The 18,416-nt window shown below is 74.1% G+C and carries 16 protein-coding genes and 1 riboswitch; of the genes, 6 read left to right on the top strand and 10 right to left on the bottom strand.

Annotated elements, in window-relative coordinates; all coding sequences use genetic code 11:
• Position 1 precedes the first annotated feature (1 nt).
• Positions 2 to 2,383 (bottom strand): helicase-associated domain-containing protein, encoded by a 2,382-nt coding sequence (locus PYR91_RS04600; RefSeq protein WP_279777662.1) that lies wholly within the window; start codon positions 2,381 to 2,383, stop codon positions 2 to 4.
• A gap of 413 nt (positions 2,384 to 2,796) precedes the next feature.
• The gene (locus PYR91_RS04595) at positions 2,797 to 3,318 is read right to left on the bottom strand and encodes an ATP-binding protein (RefSeq protein ID WP_279777661.1); all 522 of its coding nucleotides are present in this window, start codon (positions 3,316 to 3,318) and stop codon (positions 2,797 to 2,799) included.
• Between the two features lie 153 nt (positions 3,319 to 3,471).
• Here PYR91_RS04595 and PYR91_RS04590 point away from each other — a divergent pair, with 153 nt between their 5' ends.
• From PYR91_RS04590 to PYR91_RS04580, 3 genes are all read left to right on the top strand, one after another.
• Positions 3,472 to 4,344 carry a helix-turn-helix transcriptional regulator gene (locus tag PYR91_RS04590; protein ID WP_279777660.1) on the top strand — a complete coding sequence of 291 codons (873 nt, stop codon included), beginning with the start codon at positions 3,472 to 3,474 and terminating at the stop codon, positions 4,342 to 4,344.
• Entirely contained in the window at positions 4,345 to 4,581 is a 237-nt protein-coding gene (locus PYR91_RS04585) for a DUF397 domain-containing protein (protein WP_279777659.1), read from the top strand. It begins immediately after the preceding gene.
• 133 nt (positions 4,582 to 4,714) lie between these two features.
• Complete coding sequence (locus PYR91_RS04580) at positions 4,715 to 4,975, top strand: hypothetical protein (protein WP_279777658.1); 261 nt, start codon at positions 4,715 to 4,717, stop codon at positions 4,973 to 4,975.
• 102 nt (positions 4,976 to 5,077) lie between these two features.
• On the opposite strand, the gene PYR91_RS04575 is transcribed toward PYR91_RS04580, so the two are convergent.
• Both PYR91_RS04575 and PYR91_RS04570 read right to left on the bottom strand, forming a co-directional pair.
• Positions 5,078 to 5,668, bottom strand: a complete 591-nt coding sequence (locus PYR91_RS04575) for a histidine phosphatase family protein (protein ID WP_279777657.1) — start codon at positions 5,666 to 5,668, stop codon at positions 5,078 to 5,080.
• Positions 5,669 to 5,688: 20 nt separating this feature from the next.
• Positions 5,689 to 6,594 carry a TIGR03621 family F420-dependent LLM class oxidoreductase gene (locus PYR91_RS04570; RefSeq protein ID WP_279777656.1) on the bottom strand — a complete coding sequence of 302 codons (906 nt, stop codon included), beginning with the start codon at positions 6,592 to 6,594 and terminating at the stop codon, positions 5,689 to 5,691.
• 210 nt (positions 6,595 to 6,804) lie between these two features.
• On the opposite strand from PYR91_RS04570, the gene PYR91_RS04565 reads away from it, so the two are divergent.
• Both PYR91_RS04565 and PYR91_RS04560 read left to right on the top strand, forming a co-directional pair.
• Positions 6,805 to 7,818: a hypothetical protein gene (locus PYR91_RS04565; protein ID WP_279777655.1), complete on the top strand. Its 1,014-nt coding sequence runs from the start codon at positions 6,805 to 6,807 to the stop codon at positions 7,816 to 7,818.
• 91 nt (positions 7,819 to 7,909) lie between these two features.
• Entirely contained in the window at positions 7,910 to 8,548 is a 639-nt protein-coding gene (locus PYR91_RS04560) for an HD domain-containing protein (protein ID WP_279777654.1), read from the top strand.
• 27 nt (positions 8,549 to 8,575) lie between these two features.
• Here the strand turns inward: PYR91_RS04560 and PYR91_RS04555 are convergent, their stop codons facing one another.
• The 6 genes from PYR91_RS04555 to PYR91_RS04530 form a co-directional block, all read right to left on the bottom strand.
• Complete coding sequence (locus PYR91_RS04555; protein WP_279777653.1) at positions 8,576 to 9,181, bottom strand: ATP/GTP-binding protein; 606 nt, start codon at positions 9,179 to 9,181, stop codon at positions 8,576 to 8,578.
• Positions 9,162 to 9,551 carry a DUF742 domain-containing protein gene (locus PYR91_RS04550; RefSeq protein ID WP_279777652.1) on the bottom strand — a complete coding sequence of 130 codons (390 nt, stop codon included), beginning with the start codon at positions 9,549 to 9,551 and terminating at the stop codon, positions 9,162 to 9,164. The genes PYR91_RS04555 and PYR91_RS04550 overlap by 20 nt, the downstream gene beginning before the upstream one ends.
• Before the next feature lie 134 nt (positions 9,552 to 9,685).
• On the bottom strand, positions 9,686 to 12,226 hold the full coding sequence (locus PYR91_RS04545) for a nitrate- and nitrite sensing domain-containing protein (RefSeq protein ID WP_279777651.1): 2,541 nt from the start codon (positions 12,224 to 12,226) through the stop codon (positions 9,686 to 9,688).
• A 208-nt stretch (positions 12,227 to 12,434) separates the two neighbouring features.
• A complete protein-coding gene (locus PYR91_RS04540; protein ID WP_279777650.1) occupies positions 12,435 to 14,210 on the bottom strand; it encodes a prenyltransferase/squalene oxidase repeat-containing protein in 1,776 nt (591 codons plus the stop codon).
• Between the two features lie 38 nt (positions 14,211 to 14,248).
• Positions 14,249 to 15,130, bottom strand: coding sequence for a terpene synthase family protein (locus PYR91_RS04535; protein WP_279777649.1), 882 nt, complete (start codon positions 15,128 to 15,130; stop codon positions 14,249 to 14,251).
• The gene (locus PYR91_RS04530; RefSeq protein WP_279777648.1) at positions 15,127 to 16,524 is read right to left on the bottom strand and encodes a cytochrome P450; all 1,398 of its coding nucleotides are present in this window, start codon (positions 16,522 to 16,524) and stop codon (positions 15,127 to 15,129) included. Before PYR91_RS04530 ends, PYR91_RS04535 begins: the two co-directional genes overlap by 4 nt.
• 423 nt (positions 16,525 to 16,947) lie before the next feature.
• Between PYR91_RS04530 and PYR91_RS04525 the strand changes: the two genes are divergently transcribed.
• Positions 16,948 to 17,790: a Gfo/Idh/MocA family oxidoreductase gene (locus tag PYR91_RS04525; protein WP_279777647.1), complete on the top strand. Its 843-nt coding sequence runs from the start codon at positions 16,948 to 16,950 to the stop codon at positions 17,788 to 17,790.
• 536 nt (positions 17,791 to 18,326) lie between these two features.
• Positions 18,327 to 18,382, top strand: a riboswitch (cobalamin riboswitch).
• The last annotated feature ends 34 nt before the right edge of the window (positions 18,383 to 18,416 follow it).

Below are 18,416 nucleotides of genomic sequence, written 5' to 3'. Positions count from 1 at the left end.
GCTACCCGCTGGTCACCGAGGAGATCTCGGCAAGCGGGAACTCCAGGTAGTCGCCCGCCTCCTCGCACCACGCGTCGAGCACGCCGCGGCGCAGCTCGCCGTGGCTGATGGTGGCGGTCAGGCCGTCGGACAGGGTGATCAGTGCGCGGACGCCGCGGTCGACGACGAAGCCCAGCAGGGACTGCTGGGCGGTGGGCAGGCGGGTGGCCAGGCGGCCGATCACCGCCCAGGTCTGCCCGGCCTGGCGCTCCTCTGCGCGGGTCTCCACCAGGCGGCGGGCGTGCTCGTGCGGGTCGGGCGGCGGGTCGAAGATGGAGGGCGGAGCCTCCTCCAGCTCGGCGACGCGGCCGCCCGGGAGCAGGATCAGCCGGCCGCCCTGCGGCTCGCGCCGCACCGCGATCTCCCCGGTGTCGTCCACCGGCACGGGGGCGTACCCGGCCTCGCGGAGCGCGGCCAGGGTGCGGTCGGCCGGGGCGGCGCCCGCGAGCACGGTGGGGGCCAGCAGGCGCAGGCCGAGCCGGGCGAGACGGCGGTGGGCGGCGATCTCGGCGAGCAGCGCCGGGTCGGAGCCCTGGATGATGCACCCGACGGTGGTGACCGTGACCTCGCCGTGGCGGCGGGCGACGTCCCTGATCAGGTACGTGAGCGGCTGCGGCACCGTGCCGGCCGCCGACAGCTCCTCCAGCAGTGATTCGGCCGAGTGGCCGGCGTCCAGCGCGCGCCGCACGCTCGCCGGGGAGAACCGCCACACCGAGGCGGCCCCGCGCGACTCGCGGTCGGCGGCGCGGTCGAGCAGGCTCGACAGCTCGGCGGCGGGCGGACCGGTGACCACGGCCGTCAGGTCGGCGCCGAACAGGGCGGTGCGCTGGGCGCCGGCGAGGGCGTGCACCGAGCACTCGACGAGGCGGGGGTCGCGCTCGACCTCGGGCACGGTCTCGTCCTGCTCGTCGCCGGCGGCGGAGGCGCCGAGCGAGGCCAGCGCCCGGCCGAGGTCGGTCAGGGTGTCGCCGGAGGCCAGCCCCAGCAGGCGCGCCTCGGCGAGCACGGCCGGGCAGCACTCGGCCAGCAGCTCCCGGTCGAGCAGCGGCGCCCGCCAGTGCACGGCCTGGACGAGTTCGGGCATGCTGGCGAAGGCGGCGTCGCGCGGCAGCGTGGCCAGGGTCGCCAGCACGGCCCAGCGCACCCGGGCGACGGTCTCGCCCGCGGGGTCGTCCCCGAGCACGGTGGGGTAGCGGGCGGCGGCGCGGCGCAGCGACGAGCGCTCCATGCGCCACCACGCGGACACCAGCGCGCGCAGCCGCGAAGGGGCGTCCTCCAGCCGCCAGGCGTCGAACCGCTTGGTGGGGATCAGCCCGCCGGCGGTCTCGTCCAGGGCGAGCAGCCGGGCCACCGCGCAGACCTCCAGCAGCAGGCGGGTCTCCTCCTCGGTGCAGCCGGTCTCCTTGGCGACGCGGCGCACCTCGCGGACGCCGACGCCGCCGGCCTTCAGCAGAGGCAGGGGCGTCTTGTCGGTGTTCTCCAGCAGCGCGGCGGCGCGGTCGACGGCGTGCGGCGCGGCCAGGCACATGGCGTGGTCGACGGCCTCGGGGGCGACCGGCACCGTGCCGAGCTGGGGAGGCTCGGGCGTGAACGGCGCGTGGTAGTCGGGGCCGCGCAGCGCGAGGGCCACCTCGCGCGGCATCTCGGCCATGTCCCACTGGGGGCGGAACAGCAGGCCCCGGTCGGCGGCCCACTTCTCGGGCGTCTCCGGCGCGACGAAGCGGTTGCCGTCGACGCCGCGCACCGGCCCGTCCCAGGCGAACTCGTCGAGCAGGCTGACCGTGCCGTCGGGGGCCTCGCCGAGCATGGCGGTGAGCCGGTCGGGGTCGGCGAGCGCCGCCGTGACGCGCGCGACGAGCTGGCGCCTGCCGCCCTGGGCGGGCACGCCGAGGGCGCGGCTCATGCGGCGCAGGCCCTCGGTGTTGAGCGTCCAGGACTCCAGGTAGGCGGCGAGCGGCTCCCCGAGCCCGCAGGGGGCGGTCCACCAGCGGGCCACGGGCTCGGCGAGGTGGACGCGGCCGTCGGGCCCCGGCCAGGCGAGGGCCTGGTCGTAGAGGTCGTCGAGCCAGGGGAGCAGCTCCGCCTGGGTGACGCCGAGGAAGCGGGCGAGCCCCTCGGGGGTGGCGCGGGTGCCGGCGACCAGGCTGGCCTGCAGGATCTCCAACGGCGGCAGCGGCAGGGCGCGCATGACCTCCATGACGGCGAAGGTGTCGCTCAGGCGCCGGGCGAGCGTGTCGAGCCGGCGCGGCCAGGGCGCGGCGAGGGCGTCGGGCCTGCGCGCCAGGACGCGCGCGAGCCGGTTCTCGTCAAGGGTCGTCAGCCAGGCGAGCAGGTGATCGTTCATCACAGCTCTCTCGAAGGTCTCGCGGGAGTCGCCAAGAGGCCACCGTAATGCAGAGCATCCGCCGGCCGGGATCGGCGTTGCGGAATCGGACCCGGATGCGTGAGCCTCGAGATCACATCTTTCTCCGCGGATCGGGTACGGGCGGGGTGCCCTGGGGGCCGGTGCTTCTGGCCCCGGGGACGATTCGCCCGTTCACCGGCATCCGCGTGGGCGGAGCCCTGGTGTGGGCGAGGTGCGGGCGAAGGGGCTCGGCGCACCGGCGGCCGGGGGAGCCTGGCTCCCCGGGAGGGCCTCCGGCGTGGAGGTTCCGAGGTTCTTCGCTGACGATGGGAGCTGTCGGTTGTGTTCGAGTATGGCATCCAACGCCGGACGTCTCCGGCGACTTGGCCCGGCCGGTCCCGATTTTCGGTCGTTCAGCCGCGCAGGACGGCCCAGACGAGCTTGCCGCAGGGCGTGAGCGGGTTCCAGCCCCAGCGCACGCTCAGCGACTCCACGATGTGCAGGCCCATGCCGCCGGGTTCGAGCGGCTGGGGGTGGCGCATGACCGGGGCCGCCGAGCCCGGGTCGGCGAAGACGCAGGCGGCGAGCGGGCCCCTGCGGATCATCGACATGCGGATCGGCTCCGCGCCGCTCCTGCGCAGGTTCCTCGGGTCGAGCACCAGGCCGTGGCGCAGCGCGTTGGTGGCGAGCTCGGACACCACCAGTTCCATGTCGCCGGCGGCCTCGCCCATGCCCCATCCGATGAGGCTGCCCGAGGCGAAGCTACGCGCCGCGTGCACCGACTCGGCGCGCGGCGCGAGCACGAAGGTGGCGCTGGAGGTGCCCGCGCCGGGCGGCGCGAGGTCACGGGCGGGTTGGGGCCACCAGCCGACGGGGGGCCACCAATCGAAGGCCGACCACTGGCTCTGCCCACGTGTCAGGTCCGTGGAGTGCACGAGATCATGATGCTGCACACTGCTGTGCAGGTGCAAGAGCGAATGCACGTGCAGCAGTCTCGTGCAGGCGCTACGGTTGGCATGCGAGTAACGCCGAAAGGGGATCACAAGCGCGATCTTTGACAGACTGTGAACCAGTCCACAACGGGAGGAATGCACGTGTCCATCGATCCGCCCGGGTCCGGCTCAACGGTTCGGCGCATCATGCTGGGCGCCAGCCTGCGCAGATTGCGCGAGGCTCGTGGGCTCAGCCGCGACGTCGCGGGGTTCCACATCCGAGCCTCGGAGTCCAAGATCAGCCGGATGGAGCTCGGCCGGGTCGGTTTCAAGACGCGTGACGTCGAGGACCTGCTCACGCTGTACGGCGTCAACGACGACGCCGACCGGCGCATGCTGCTGGAGATGGTCCGCGAGGCGAACACTCCCGGGTGGTGGCACAAATACAGCGATCTGCTCCCCGCATGGTTCTCCACGTATGTCGGGCTCGAAGAGGCCGCGTCGGTGATCCGCACCTATGAGGTGCAGTTCGTCCCCGGCCTCCTCCAGACGGCGGCGTACGCCCGGACGGTCATCAGGCTCGGCTATCCGGACGTCCCCGAGGCGGAGATCGAACGCCGTGTGCATCTGCGCATGCAGCGGCAGGAGCGTCTCACCCGCCCCGACGGGCCCAAACTCTGGGCCGTCATCGACGAGGCCGCGCTGAGGCGGCCCATCGGGGGCAAGGAGATCATGTACGAGCAGGTCCAGCACCTGATGGCGGTCGCGAGCCTGCCCGCCATCACCCTGCAGGTGATGCCGTTCCAGTTCGGCATGCACGCGGCCGAGGGTGGAGCGTTCACCATCCTGCGTTTCCCCGAGTCCGACCTGTCGGACGTGGTCTACGTCGAGCAGCTCTGGGGTGCCCTCTACCTGGACAAGCGTGAGGACATCGACCCCTACCTCACCGCCATGGAACAGCTCTGCATCGAGAGCACAACGCCTGGGGGCACCGCCGAGGTACTCGGCGACATACTCAGAGAGATCTAGATGACTCAGCCCTATAACGGAATGCCGGCCACGAGCCTCACCGGCGTGGCGTGGCGGAAGAGCGTCCACAGCAACTCGCAGGGCAACTGCGTCGAGCTCGCCAAGCTCCCCGACGGAGGCGTCGCCGTCCGGAACTCCCGTTTCCCGGACGGTCCCGCCCTCATCTACACCAGCGACGAGATCCGGGCGCTCGTGCTCGGCGTCAAGGACGGCGAGTTCGACAACCTGGTCGCTTAACATCCTGTTCACATATGGCCCGTCCGGTTAACGGGAGAGCGCGCATCGGCGTAACCGGGCTTGCCCATCGATCCGGCACACTGGGGACATGTCCACTTCCTGAGGATTTCGGGGGCCGGTGATGCTGGACCAGATGACGCTTTATCCCGTGGCCGACGACGTGCTCTTCGCGCCCGGAGGCCGCGTCGTGATCCGTACGTACGGAGTCGCGTCCGCGGCCTCCGAAGAGGACGGCGTCCGGTCGGTCGCCTACCGCACCTGGGTGACCGGAGTGCGTGACCAGCCGCGATACTGGCGCTGGGGTCACTTCGAGGACGCCCGCCGCGGCCACAGGCGTGTGCTCGAATGGCTGACCGGCCGCGGTCCGCAGCCACAGCCGGTGCCGCTCGCCTGACGCCGCGCCCTCACCACCCCGCCCGCGGCGCTCCCGTGCCGGCCACCCCGAACGCCGGACCCCGCCGCGGGCCTACGCCCCGGCACCGCCGGGCCCCCGTCGTCACCGCGTGCCCACCGGCCCGTTCCAGCGGGTGACCACGTGCTCGCCGTGCTCGAACCCCATGACGGACACCGTGCCGGTGTCCAGCTTGAACAGCCGCCCGTCCTGCGGGGGCAGCCCCAGCCACCGGGCGGTCAGCACGCGCAGGAAATGCCCGTGGGAGACCACCACCACGGTGCCCTCGGCCTGCGCGATCCGCGCGATCACCTTGTCGGCCCGTTCGCCCACCTGCCGGGCGGTCTCGCCCGGGTGCTCGGCGTCGCCGGGCACCACGCCGTCGCGCCACAGGTACCACCCCGGCCGTGTCTTGCGGATGTCGCGGGTGGTGATGCCTTCGTAACCTCCGTAGTCCCACTCCCACAGGTTCGTGTCGACCTCGCACCGCGCGAGGCCGGCGAGCTCCGCCGTGCGGCGGGCGCGAAGGGCGGGGCTGGTGAGCACCAGGGAGACGGCCAGGCCCTCCAGCGCGCCGGCGAGGGCGCGCGCCTGCTCCTCGCCCCGGGGCGTGAGCGGGATGTCGGTGCGCCCGGTGTGCAGCCCGTCGCGGCTCCACTCGGTCTCGCCGTGCCGCAGAAGTATCAGCTCATCCATAACCGCCCATCCTCCTCCCTCTACCGCCCGGCGAGCTCTTCGACGATCGGGGTGAAGGCGTCGAGGTCGGGCTCGTCGTGCAGCACGTAGTACGACACGTCGTGATCGTCGCGCCAGCGCAGGAGGCGGTCGACGACGTCCCGCCGGGTGCCGAGCAGCACCTGGGGGGTGTCGTCCCGGGTGTCGGCGGCGGCCGGCGCGCCGGGCTCGCGCACGCCGAGGTGCATGATGGTGGTGCCGAGCTCCAGCGTGTCGTAGCGGTCGCCGGCGGCCTCGCGGACGGCGGCGAGCTTCGCCAGGAAGGCCCCGGGAGCGCTGTCGGCGGGGTCCGGTCCGGAGCCGTCGGGCAGGACACGCGTCGTGATGTTCAGCACGTCGGCCTCCCGCGCGCCGAGCTCCAGCAGGCGGGGCCCGCCGCCGCCGACCGTCAGCCGGGGGCCGGGCCGCTGGACGGGCTTGGGCCACTGGTCGAGCTCGGTGACCCGGTAGTGCTCGCCCTCGAAGGTGAAGGGGCCGTCCGACCACAGCCCCCTGAGCACGGTGATCGCCTCGGCGAGCCGGGCGACGCGGACGCGCGGCGTCTCCAGCGGCAGCCCGGCCGAGGCGTAGTCGGACGCCATCCAGCCGGTGCCGACGCCGAACTCCAGCCGGCCCTCCGACAGCACGTCGAGGGTGGCGGCCTCCTTGGCCAGCACGGCCGGATGGCGGAAGTCGTTGGCGAACACCAGCGTGCCGACGCGCAGCCTGCTGGTGGCGCACGCGGCGGCGGCGAGCGCGGCGACCGGCGCGAACCGGGCGCCCACCAGGTGGTCGGGGACGAGCAGCACCTCGAAGCCGGAGTCCTCCAGGCGCCGGGCCTGGTCCGCCCAGCTCTTGGCCGACTCGGCCTCACGGATGACGGCGGCGAACCGGAACGGCCTTCTCACGGCTTCTCCTCTGCGGGGCGGGCCGGCCGCCGGAGCGGGAGGCGGGGGGACGGACGCCCGACCAAGATATGGCGGCGGACGCGCGCCGGGAAGCCTCGGGCGCCGCGCGCGGGGGACGGACGTGCGCGAGATTGGAGTCGGCGGGGGACCGAACCGGACGCCCGGGACCGGCGACCACGTCTCCGCCCACGACGGAGAGGATCGGCGCGCATGCGTGGCAAGGGCATCAACTACGACACGGGGTTCTTCCCGGGCGGCTCCTCCTCGCGGGAGTCGTTCGACCCCGAGACGGTCCGGCGCGAGATGCGGATCATCGCCGACGATCTCGGCTGCACCGCCGTCCGCGTCTCCGGGGGCCTGCCCGAGCGGCTGTCCGTCGCCGGGCGGTACGCGGCCGAGGCGGGGCTGGAGGTGTGGTTCGCCCCGTTCCCGTGTGAGATGACCCGCGAGCGGATGCGCCCGTACTTCGCCGACTGCGCCGACCGGGCCGAGCGGTTGCGGGCAGGCGGCGCCGAGGTGGTGCTGGTGACGGGGTGCGAGATGAGCGTCTTCGCGGCCGGCTTCCTGCCGGGCCGCACGTACGCCGAGCGCCTGGAGTTCCTGGTCTCCTCGATGAGGGACCCCCTCGCCCGGGAGCGGCTGCGCACGCTGCCGGACGAGGTCGACGCCTTCCTGGCCGAGACGGCGGTCGTCGCGCGGGGGCGGTTCGGCGGCAGGGTCACCTACGCGGCGGGGCCCTGGGAGCAGATCGACTGGAGCCCCTTCGACGTCGTGGCGGTCGACAGCTACCGCGACCGGCGCAACGCCGCCGGCTACCTGGAGGAGCTGCGGGGGCACTTCCGGCACGGCAAGCCGGTGGTGGTCACCGAGTTCGGCACCTGCGCCTACAAGGGGGCCGCCGACCGGGGCGGCATGGCGTGGGCGATCGTCGACCACGACGCCGACCCGCCCCGGCTCACCGGCGACTTCCAGCGCGACGAGGCCGAGCAGGTGACCTACCTGCACGAGATGCTGGAGATCTTCCGGCGGGAGGGCGTGGAGGCCGCCTTCTGGTTCACCTTCGCCGCCTACAACTCCCCGCACCGGGCCGACCCTCGCCACGATCTGGACCTGTCGTCGTACGGGGTGGTCAAGATGCTCCCCGGCGGCAAGGGGACCGCCTACCCCGACATGGACTGGGAGCCCAAGCAGGTCTTCCACGCCCTGGCCGCCTACGACGCCTGACCGACCTCGGTGCGGCCCTCGCCGGCGCCGATTGCGACAGTGGAGGGAGAGGCGCGCGAGCGCGGGGCACGGCAGGGAGGGACCGACCACCATGGGCGAGAAGATCGCGGATGTGACGATCCCCGACTCGGCGCTCGCCGCCGAGGCCACCGAGCTGGTCAGGGACGCCGCCACCCCGCTGGTGTACGACCACTCCCGCCGGGTCTTCCTCTTCGGCACCCTCCAGGGGAGGCGGCTCGGGCTGGAGGCCGACCCCGAGCTGCTGTACGTCGGCGCCATGTTCCACGACCTCGGGCTCACCGAGACCTACCGGCGCACCGGCCAGCGCTTCGAGCTCGACGGGGCCGACGAGGCCCGCCGGTTCCTGGCCTCGCACGGCGTGCCCGAGCACGACGTCCGCAAGGTGTGGGAGGCCATCGCCCTGCACACCACCCCGGAGGTCCCCTACCGGCTGGAGCCGGAGGTGGCGCTGGTCACCGCGGGCGTCGAGACCGACGTGCTGGGCATCGGCTACCGCGGGCTCGACCCGCGCGACGTCGAGGCGGTCACGGCGGCCCATCCGCGTCCCGGCTTCAAGCGCGCCATCCTCGCGGCGTTCACGGCCGGGTTCAAGGACCGGCCCGAGACGACCTTCGGGACGGTCAACGCGGACGTGCTGGAGCACTTCCTGCCCGGCTTCCGCCGCGTCGACTTCGTCCAGGTGATCCAGGACTCCGACTGGCCGGAGTGATCCGCCTCGGACGGTGGGACCGGGACGTCAGTGCGCGACGGTGGAGGAGGCGACCCGGGTCTCCATGGCGTGCTGGACCAGCGTGATCAGCACGTCCTTGCTCGACTGCCGCACGCGGGCGTCGCACAGCACGACGGGGATGGCGTCGCCGAGGCCGAGCGCGAGCCGGATCTCGCCCAGCTCGTAGGTGGGGGCGCCGTCGAAGCAGTTGACGGCCACCACGAACGGAGTGCCGCGCCGCTCGAAGTAGTCCACCGAAGGGAAGCAGTCGGCCAGGCGCCGGGTGTCGGCGATCACGACCGCGCCCATGGCGCCCAGCGCCAGCTCGTCCCAGACGAACCAGAAGCGCTCCTGCCCGGGGGTGCCGAACAGGTAGAGCACGTAGTCGGCGCCGAGCGAGATGCGGCCGAAGTCCATGGCGACCGTGGTGGTCCCCTTGGTCTCCACGCCCGAGACGTCGTCGACGCCCATGCCGCGGTCGGTCAGGGTCTCCTCGGTGCGCAGCGGCCGGGTCTCGGAGACCGAGCCGACCATGGTCGTCTTGCCCGCGCCGAAGCCGCCCGCGACCAGGATCTTGATCGCGGTGGGCAGCTCGGCCCGTCCGGCGTCGCGGCTAGAGCGCGCGAAGGCCATTGAGCACCGCCTTGTAGGTGTCCAGGTCCAGGATGTCCGACTCCCGGTGCGGCTCCTGGAGCACGACCAGCCCCCGGTCGACCAGGTCGCCCAGCAGGACGCGCACGGTTCCGGCGGGCAGGTCGAGGTGGGCGGCGATCTCCGCGACCGACAGGACCTCGTCGCACATCTTGACGATGGAGTGGTGCTCGGGGCCCAGCCCCGGCTCCGCGGGGGCGGCCGAGCCGGTGGTCATCACGAGCGTGATGAGGTCGATCTTGCCCCGGCTGGGCTGGGTCCGGCCACGCGTCATCACGTAGGGCCGGACGATCCTTCCCGCTTCCTCGTCCAGCCATTGTTCCTGTCCGGGGTCGTTGGCGAGGCTCGTCATCACGCTCCTTCGTGCCTGGAAGTCGTCTCGGGTCGTGCTCCGCCGGACGCGAGGGCGCGTCCGGGGCCGGTGCGGCCGCCCCGCGGGACGGCGCCCGATCCCCGCGAGCACGGTGCGGGGAACGCCGGAGGTCGTCATCGGCGGCGCTTGGGCAGGCCGCCGCCCTTCTCCCGGCCGTCGTCGGGCCCCGGCAGCCGCTCCGCCTCGGACCTGCCGCGCTCGGTGCCCGACTGGAAGGCGCCCATCAGCCTGCGGATCTCCTCGGGCGAGCGGTCGTCCTCCCGCGCCCGTACGACCGGCTCCGGGGCGTCCTGGCGCAGCGCGGGGGCGATGTGGGTCTGCGCCACGCGGCGCGGCAGCCCGGAGGGCGTGTACGCCGCCTCGGCGGTCACGGCGTCCGGAGCCGCGTCGAGGACGGGCTCGGGCTCGGGCTGGGGCGGCGTGCCGGACCGGCGGCCCGGGAGACCGGGGGCGGCCACCGGTTCGGCCGGGGGAGCGGGCACGCGGCCCTGCTCCGGCACGGGGCCGAGACCGGCCTCGCCGGGTGCGGGGCCCGAAGCGAGGCCGGCCTCGGGCAGGGGGCCCGGCGCGTGGCCGGGCTCGTCGTGGCCGTCGTCAGGGGTGTCGTCCCTCAGGATGGGCGGCGCGACCACGGCCGGCGACTCCAGGGCCCGGTCGTCGCGTTCGAGCCGGGTGAACCACTCGGGGCGCTCCACCCGGCCGGGGGCGGCGTCCAGGCCGGGCGCGGGGCGCGTGCCCGAGCCGGCGGGGACGGCGCCGGAGGAGGTCTCGCTCTCGTCGCCGGTCAGCTCGCGCGGCAGCAGGACCACGACGGTCGTGCCGCCGTAGGGGGACGGCTTCAGCGTCACCTGGATGCGGTGGCGGGAGGCCAGGCGGCTGACCACGTAGAGCCCGAGGCGCGGGGTGTCGGTGAGCTTGAAGTCCGGCGGGTTCGCGATCTGCTCGTTGGCCAGGGCCAGGTCGGCGGGCAGCATGCCGAGGCCGCGGTCCTCGATCTCGATCACGTACCCGTTGGCCACCACCTGCCCGCTGACCTGCACCGTGGCGTAGGGCGGGGAGAAGGAGACCGCGTTCTCGATCAGCTCGGCGAGCAGGTGGATCACGTCGCCGATCGCCCGGCCGGCCAGCTCGGTCTCGCCCATGGGCATCAGGACGACCTGCGTGTAGTCCTCGATCTCGGCGAGCGCGCCGCGGACGACGTCGACCATGGGGACCGAGCGCCGCCACGCGCGGCCGGGCGAGGCGCCCGACAGCACGATCAGGTTCTCGGCGTTGCGCCGCATGCGGGTGGCGAGGTGGTCGACGCGGAACAGGTCGGCCAGCTCGCCGGGGTCGGTCACGCGCCGCTCCATGCCGTCCAGGACGGTGAGCTGACGGTGCACCAGCGACTGGGTGCGGCGGGCCAGGCTGAGCAGGATGCCCCGGTAGCTGCGCCGCAGCTCGGCCTGCTCGACCGCCACCCGGATCGCCGTCTCCTGCACGGTGTTGAACGCCCGGCCGACCTCGCCGATCGCGTCGTCGCCGACCGCGAGCGGCGGCGCCTCGGCGGCCACGTCGACGTCCTCGCCGCGGCCCAGGCGCTCGACGACGCCGGGCAGGCGCCGCGCGGCCAGGTCCAGGGCGGCGGTGCGCAGCTCCTCCAGCCGCCGCACGAGGGCGCGGGCCGTGGTGATCGACAGGATGATGGAGGCGATGACGGCGAGCAGCCCGAGGCCGCCGGCCAGGACGAGCCGGACGATGACCCCGGTGGCCAGGGGCGTGGCGCGGTCGACCAGCGCGTCGCCGCTGGCGGTGACCAGCCGGTCGAGCCGGGTGAGCACGGTGTCGGTCGTCGTGCTCCAGGTCTCGGCGTCGACGGGCGCGCCGCCGGCCCGCCACCTGGCCTGGACCAGCCGGTCCTCCAGGTCGCGGAACCGCTGGAACGCGTCGCCGGCGAGCAGGTCGTCGAAGGAGGCGCGGTCCGACTGGGGCAGCTCGGCCACGGCCCGCTCCAGCGACAGCCGCTGGGCGCCGACGATCTGGGTGAACCGGGTGCTGTCGGCCGGGCCGAAGCCGCCGGTCTCCAGGGCGCCGGCCGCGAACGCGTCCTCCTGTGCCAGCAGCTCGCGGGCGCGGGCCAGGGCGACCAGGGTGCGGGTGTCGTGGGCGAACTGCTGGTCGTCCAGGGTGGCCAGGCCGTCGTAGATGTTGTAGATCGACTCGATGACCTGGGTGAAGGTGTCCCCGGCGGCGTAGCGGTCGGCCTCGCCGGCGTCGATCCGCTCGCGCAGGACCGTCAGGCCGCGTACGGCGCGGTCGGCGGCCGACAGGCGCCGCAGCACCATGTCGCTGGCGGCCCGCCGCACGCCGCTGTCGGAGATCAGGGGGTGGAACTCGGCCCCGGCCTGCAGCGACCGGACGCGCTGGGCGGTCAGGGCGCTCTTGCGCCCGGTGGACACCGGGCCGCCCAGGAGCACCAGGGTGAGGCGGCGCTCTCGCTGCAGCTCGATGATCAGCCGCTCGGCGGGTTGTGAGACGCTGGTGTCGAGTGTGGAGACCCACAGCAGGTTCAGGCCCTCGCGCAGCGTCACCCAGGCGGCGAAGCCCCACAGCGCGACGAGCGACAGGAGAAGGGCTGTCACCTTGGTCCGGACCCGCGAGTTGCGGAAGCGCATAACTCCATCCCTGGCGAAAGTCAGGAAACCACACCCGGTTAACGGGGATTAACGTGGTGGCGCGGCTGCTCGGTACAGCCTGCCAGGACGCCGTATGAGAAGTTAATACGGCATACCGTGGCATCACACCCGAGAAACCCTAGCATGGGACTAATTACCGCGCGACAAGATGGAGTTATTTAAGTAAAGATGTCTAGTTAAGGGTTATTTAGTATCTCGCTGCACGTTCGCCGCCTGCCGACCCGTATCCCACTGTTAACCCGGAATGATGGCGCACCAGGTGCAGCGCCGCCAGGACCGCGGCGTGCACGACCGCCAGCGGGGTGTACAGGTCCTTGTCGACCCACATCGGCGGGTCGTCGCCCGGCACGGCTCCGCGCCGAAGGTACAGCCCGCCGCGGACGGCCGCCCGCGCGTGCTCGGGGTCCTCGCGCCCGGCCCCGGTGAGCAGCAGCACGTGCATGGCGTACGCGGTCTCCTCCGCGGTGCCGCGCCACAGCCCCCACGAGCCGTCCGCGCGCTGGGTGGACAGCAGCCAGCGCACCGACCGCCGCACCTCGGGCGAGGGACGGCCCGCCGGGCCGGCGGCGTCCAGCGCCAGGGCGCAGCACATCGTCGCGTAGTAGGGGGAGGTGTGCCACCGGTCGGTCCAGCTCCCGTCCGCGTGCTGCCGGTCCCGCAGCCAGCCGGCCACACCCCCGGCCGTGGCCGCGTACCGCGCCCGGATGGCCGGGTCCGCCGGGCGGTACGCGCCGAGCGCGTCGAGCACGTGCGCGTTGGTGGTGGTGGAGACGCCGTTCTCGCCGCGCCAGGTCTGGTAGTGCGGGCCCACGCGGTAGCCCGCCAGGCTCGCGGGGTCGCGGGGCGCCCCCAGCAGGGCCAGCGCGTATAGCGCGACGGAGGTGGTGTCGGCGTCGGCGGGCAGGCCCGGTCCGGCGGCGATGCCGTCGGGGTCGATCCCGTGGCGCAGGGACGCCACGAGCGGCTCGGGCGCGCGCACCGGGACGCCCGCGCGCAGCAGCCAGCTCAGCACCCACCCGCGCTCGAACACGGTGATGGGCAGGCCGCAGGGGACCGGCCCGCCGTGCGCCGCGACGACGGCCTCCAGGTAGCTCCGGGCGGGATCCCCGGGCTCGCGGCGCACCCGGTCTCCCAGCCACGCGGCGGTCGCCGCCGGTGACGCCCCGACGGTGCCGGCGGGCGTGCGGGCGACGCCGCGCGCGCCCTCGGCGGCGTCCCCGGCCACCTCAAGCGCGTGCGCCAGCTTCTCGGGCATGGCTGCGCCGGCCCGCACCAGCGAGCGGACCTTCGCGAGCCTGCCTTCGTCCATGCCCTCCGGCAGCGGCAGGTCGCGTCCCGCCCACCCGGCGAGCGCGCCGGCGGCCGGGCCCAGGTCGCGCAGGTGCCGGTTGATCGCGCCGGTCAGGTAGGGGACGACCAGCTCCACGGCGGGCAGGTCGGGCGGCGGCGGCGGGCCGCCGCTCCCCGGCCGGCCGAACAGCGCCCGCAGGCCGCGCTCGGCGCGGGCGGCCAGGTCGGCGTGGCCGGCGGCGGGTTCACGCCGCAGCTCGCTCAGCATGGCCTCGGTCGCGCTGAGCGTGGGCACCAGGCGGTAGTCCTCGTGCGGGCCCCACCCGCCGTCCGGCCGCTGCGCGGCGGCCAGGAAGCCCAGGCGCTCGGCGTGCCCGGCCAGCCAGGGGGCGATGGTCACCAGCCGGCCGGTCTCGTAGACCGACGGCGTCACCCGGCCCCAGGGCTGCGCGAGAAGCCCGGCCACCAGTCCGGCGGCCTCGCCGGTCTGCGCGGCATGCGCGAACGCGGCGGGGTCGCCGGGCTGCGCGGAATGGGCGGACCCGCCAGTGGCGGGGTGGATGGACGCGCCGGGGGCGGGGTGGGCGGAGTGCGGGCCGGGCCGGGCCGGGTGCGGGGCTCCGGCGGGCTGACCGGGGGGCGCGGACCGGCCGGGCCCGGTGGGCTCGGTCATTCCGGTCGCCGGGGCGGTGCCCGCGGGCCGGGCGCGGCTCACAGACGGCCCCAGTACTCGCCGGCCTGGTAGAAGCCCGCACAGAAGTCCATCTGGCGCTCCATGTAGTCGGCGGTCTCCGGATGCCCGCTCCGCAGCTCGGCGAGCAGCCCGCGGGCCTCGGCGGCCAGCGCCCCCACGCGCCGGGTCACCTCCTCGCGGGTGGTGCCGAGCAGGAGCACGTTCACGTCGCCCCAGCTCACGTCCCTGTCGTAGGAGCTGACGTCGTTGAGCAGGCGCATCACCCGCTGCACCGCCCGGCTCGCCTCACGCACCCGGTCGAGCCCGGCGGCCGCCCCGGGTTCGGCGACGGAGATCCAGTGGCAGGTGAACACGAAGCAGAAGGCGTGGTTGTCGGCGTTGGCGAGGTACTCCTCCACCGTCGGGGTGGTTCCGGACGCCTTCCACTCCCACTCCCTGATCATGGCGTCCAGCGTGCGCCCGAGCTCCTCCAGCCAGACCCGCTCCAGCTCGGCGAACGCCGGGGCCGGGGCCAGGTCGCGCCGGATGTCGGCCAGCATGAGCGCGAGCTCGTCGCCGGGGGCGGGCTCGGCGCCGGCGGCCACCGCCGCGCACCGCTCGCGCAGGCCCCGCATCTCGGCCGGCGACCCGCCGGCGTAGTCGACCAGCCAGTCCAGCGCGAACGCCCACAGCGTGGCCTTGTTGGCCACGGCGAGCCGGTCGGCGGTCAGCCACGGGCCGCTGAAGGCCATGGCCAGGGCCACGGTGCCGTACAGGGCCTCGTCGAACGGCTTGGCCGCGAACAGGCCCGGGTAGGCCGCCGCCCACCGGCGCATCTCGCGCTGGGAGCGCCCGGCCGTGGCGCAGATCACACCGCTCTGCACGGCCGGCGGCCAGGGCCCGGTGGCGGTGGCGGTCACCGGGCCGCCTGCCTGGCGCGCGCGGCGGGCACCAGAACCAGCTCGACCTTCTCCCTCGGGCGCAGCGACCCCGCCGGGGCGGGCGTGTAGCGACCGTCGCCGCGCAGCAGCGGGCGGAACCGGCTGAGGATCGCCGCGACGATCAGCGGCGCCGACATGAGGAACAGGTGCTTGCCGAGGCACTGGTGCGGGCCGCCGCCGAACGGGAAGTACGCGTAGCGGTGCCGCCGCTCCTGCTCGCCGGGGGCGAAGCGCTCGGGGTCGAACTCCAGCGGCCGGTCCCAGAACTCGTCCAGCCGGTGGGTGGCGTACGGGGTGATCAGCATCTGGGCGCCGGCCTCGACGCGCACGCCGCCGACCGTGTCCTCCCGGACCGCCATGCGGGGGAACAGCCAGCCCGACGGCCGAAGGCGCATCACCTCGTCCAGCACCATCCGGGTGTACGTCAGCTCCCGGACGTGCTCGGCGAGCACCGGGCCGGAGCCGACGACGTGCTCCACCTCGGCGTAGAGCCGGGAGGCGACGTGCGGGTGGGCGTCCAGCAGCGTCCACAGCCAGGTGAGGGTCGTGGCGGTCGACTCCGCCGCGGCTCCGTAGACGCTGACCGCGTCGTCGCGGAGCTGTGCCTCGACCTCGGCGGGCCGCGCGGGCCGTCCGTCCGCCGGCAGCTCGGCCCGGCGGGCGCGCAGCAGCGCCGACAGGACGTCCGCGCCGTCGTCCGGCATGGTCAGCGCCCGGCGGACCATGGGGAGCATCACGTCGTCGATCGTCTGGACGGCCGCCATGAACGGCCTGTCGCCGGGCAGCCTGGCCGAGTAGGGCATCGACGGCAGCAGCAGCCGGAAGGCGATCGACCGGGCGGCGTGGTCGTAGGCGGAGGACAGCCGCCGCCCGTGCTCGCGGGAGAGCCTGCCGCCGAACAGCACCTTCACGACGGTCTCGTTGACGACGTCGGCCATCTCCTCGCCGGCGTCGAACGCCCGCCCCGACCGGGCGTGCTCCTCCAGCTCGCCGACCCGCAGGTCGACCACGTCCGCCGTCCGCTCCGCGAGCGAGGCGACGTACCTGGCGGTGAACAGCGGCTGCAGGATGTCCCTGCTGGACCTCCAGGCCGAGCCGTCGTCCAGGACGCTGTGCCCGAGCAGCCGTCGCAGCGGCCGCCAGAACATGCCCTCGCGGACGTAGTTCTCCCACCGGCCGCGCAGGACGTGCTGGACGTCGTCGGGATGGCTCACCAGGTAGACGGGCACGCGGCCCGACCGCAGCCGCACGATCCCGCCGCCGGAACGGCGTCCGAGGTCGGCGAGCATGTTCACCGGGTCGCGCGCGAGCCGGGGGAGCAGCCTGATCAGCGAGACGGTGCCGGGCCGCGCCGGCTCGGCGGCGACCGTCATCGCGGCGCCCTCCGTCCCGGCCGACGGCGTGCACGCCCGCCACGTCCGGACACGCAAGGTGAGCGGCCGGCGTCGCCGTACCGCGCGGAGACCTCGGGCCCGGACGGGGGACGGCATGCGTCCCGCGCTCCCGCGAACCCTGACGGTCGTCGTATCCCCACATCAACCGCCACTCATGCCGCAATTCACCACTCTTGCGGCATATGCCGCAGCTATCATGAAGTATCACGATCACTTACGCCGATCAAGTGACTCTTGTCAGGATGGCTGTCCGGATACGGACGGTGACGGAAACCACCCGCCCCCGGCCCGCGAGCGCGGGGGTGGTCGCCGGCTCGGACGGCGTGCGGCGAATGTCCGGGCTCGGCTAGGGTCACCGGCAGTCATCCGGATGCGTCGGGGGAGCTGAGCGCCGTGGAGCCAGTGTCGGTAGGTCTGATCGGAGCCGGGCCGTGGGCCGAGGCCGTACACGCCCCCGCGCTGGCCAAGGGCCCGCACACGCGCCTGGCCGGGGTCTGGGCCCGCAGGCCCAAGGCGGCGGCCAGGCTCGGCGCGCCGGTGTACGAGCGCGTCGAGGAGCTGTTCGACGCCTGCGAGGCCGTCGCGTTCTGCGTCCCGCCCGGCGTGCAGGCCGAGCTGGCCGTCAAGGCCGCGAGGGCCGGCAAGGCGCTGCTGCTGGAGAAGCCCCTGGCTGCCGACCTCGACGGCGCCCGGCGCCTGGCCGACGCCGTCGGCGAGGCCGGCGTGCCCTCGCAGATGGTGCTGACCTTCCGCTACTCGGCCGCCACCCGGGCCTTCCTGGAGCGCGCTCGCGCCATCGAGGTCTTCGGCGGGTACGCCGTGAACATCTCCGGCGCGCTGCACAGCATCGACTCCCCGTGGCGGCAGGAGCGCGGCGCGATCCTCGACGTCGGCCCGCACATGATCGACATGCTCGACGCCGCGCTGGGCCGCGTCGTCGGCATCCGCGCCCACGGGCACACGCTGGGCTGGGTGGGCCTGATGCTGGAGCACGAGAGCGGCGCGGTGAGCGAGGCCTCCCTGTCCATGGCCGCCCGGGTCGAGCGCGGCTCCTCGCAGGTGGCCGTCTTCGGCCGCCACGGCAGCGAGGTGCTCGACGGCGGCGACCTCGGTTACGACGTCTTCCCCGACATGGTCGCCGAGTTCGCCCAGACCGTGCGCCGAGGCGGCGGCCACCCCCTCGACGCCCGCCACGGCCTGCGCCTCCAGGAACTCATCGCCGCCGCCGAGTCCCAGCTCGCCTGACGCCCCAGCCGCCGCCCGCGACCAACCGGACCGCCGCGAAACGGCGCCCTCGGCGCGCCCTCTCAAAGGCGACCCTCGCCCGGCCCGCCCTCTACCGTCGCGCAGGCACCCGCACCGGGACTGTCCCGGGAGGGCGTCATCGGCACGATGCCGGTCCACCGGCCGGACGCGGGTGGGGTGCGACCCCGGTCGGTCGCTGGGCCGCTCCTTCGGTCCTTCGGCGGGCTGAGGGCGGGTGCTCGCGCCACCGTGGGGGTGGGCCGGGTAGAGGGTCGCCCTTGAGAAGACGTGCCGAATGCGCCGTCTCCAAGGGCGGCGACGGAGGTGCCACTGGCCGCGTTGACGGAAATGCGCGGATCACCGGGCTGCGCGCCGCAGGGCGGCGCCGGCTCGCCGTATCATGTCCCGTCGTGTCGGCGCCGGGAGCGGACACTTCGCGGGTGGAGCGATGGCCGGTCGTCCTGCTCCGGCTGACCCGTCGTATCCGTATACGCAGGTCGTTGATACGGTTCCCCTGACGCGTGGCACGCAGCGAAGTCCGGTGGGAAACCGGCGCTGTCCCGCAACTGTGAGGCCCCCCGGCCGAGCCAGGTCGCCTGCGAGCCGCGCCGACGCCGTCAACCCTC

Origin of the sequence: Sphaerisporangium sp. TRM90804 (assembly GCF_029846175.1) — a bacterium.
Taxonomy (GTDB): domain Bacteria; phylum Actinomycetota; class Actinomycetes; order Streptosporangiales; family Streptosporangiaceae; genus Sphaerisporangium.
Note: the sequence above shows the minus strand (reverse complement) of the source record. Positions and strands in the feature narration are given on the sequence as shown.

What these genes read in the sequence shown, in the direction of transcription:
- PYR91_RS04600 (WP_279777662.1), bottom strand. Translation starts at nt 2,383, where the DNA reads ATGAACGATCACCTGCTCGCCTGGCTGACGACCCTTGACGAGAACCGG.
- PYR91_RS04590 (WP_279777660.1), top strand. Translation starts at nt 3,472, where the DNA reads ATGCACGTGTCCATCGATCCGCCCGGGTCCGGCTCAACGGTTCGGCGC.
- PYR91_RS04585 (WP_279777659.1), top strand. Translation starts at nt 4,345, where the DNA reads ATGACTCAGCCCTATAACGGAATGCCGGCCACGAGCCTCACCGGCGTG.
- PYR91_RS04580 (WP_279777658.1), top strand. Translation starts at nt 4,715, where the DNA reads ATGACGCTTTATCCCGTGGCCGACGACGTGCTCTTCGCGCCCGGAGGC.
- PYR91_RS04575 (WP_279777657.1), bottom strand. Translation starts at nt 5,668, where the DNA reads ATGGATGAGCTGATACTTCTGCGGCACGGCGAGACCGAGTGGAGCCGC.
- PYR91_RS04565 (WP_279777655.1), top strand. Translation starts at nt 6,805, where the DNA reads ATGCGTGGCAAGGGCATCAACTACGACACGGGGTTCTTCCCGGGCGGC.
- PYR91_RS04560 (WP_279777654.1), top strand. Translation starts at nt 7,910, where the DNA reads ATGGGCGAGAAGATCGCGGATGTGACGATCCCCGACTCGGCGCTCGCC.
- PYR91_RS04555 (WP_279777653.1), bottom strand. Translation starts at nt 9,181, where the DNA reads ATGGCCTTCGCGCGCTCTAGCCGCGACGCCGGACGGGCCGAGCTGCCC.
- PYR91_RS04550 (WP_279777652.1), bottom strand. Translation starts at nt 9,551, where the DNA reads ATGACGAGCCTCGCCAACGACCCCGGACAGGAACAATGGCTGGACGAG.
- PYR91_RS04545 (WP_279777651.1), bottom strand. Translation starts at nt 12,226, where the DNA reads ATGCGCTTCCGCAACTCGCGGGTCCGGACCAAGGTGACAGCCCTTCTC.
- PYR91_RS04540 (WP_279777650.1), bottom strand. Translation starts at nt 14,210, where the DNA reads ATGACCGAGCCCACCGGGCCCGGCCGGTCCGCGCCCCCCGGTCAGCCC.
- PYR91_RS04530 (WP_279777648.1), bottom strand. Translation starts at nt 16,524, where the DNA reads ATGACGGTCGCCGCCGAGCCGGCGCGGCCCGGCACCGTCTCGCTGATC.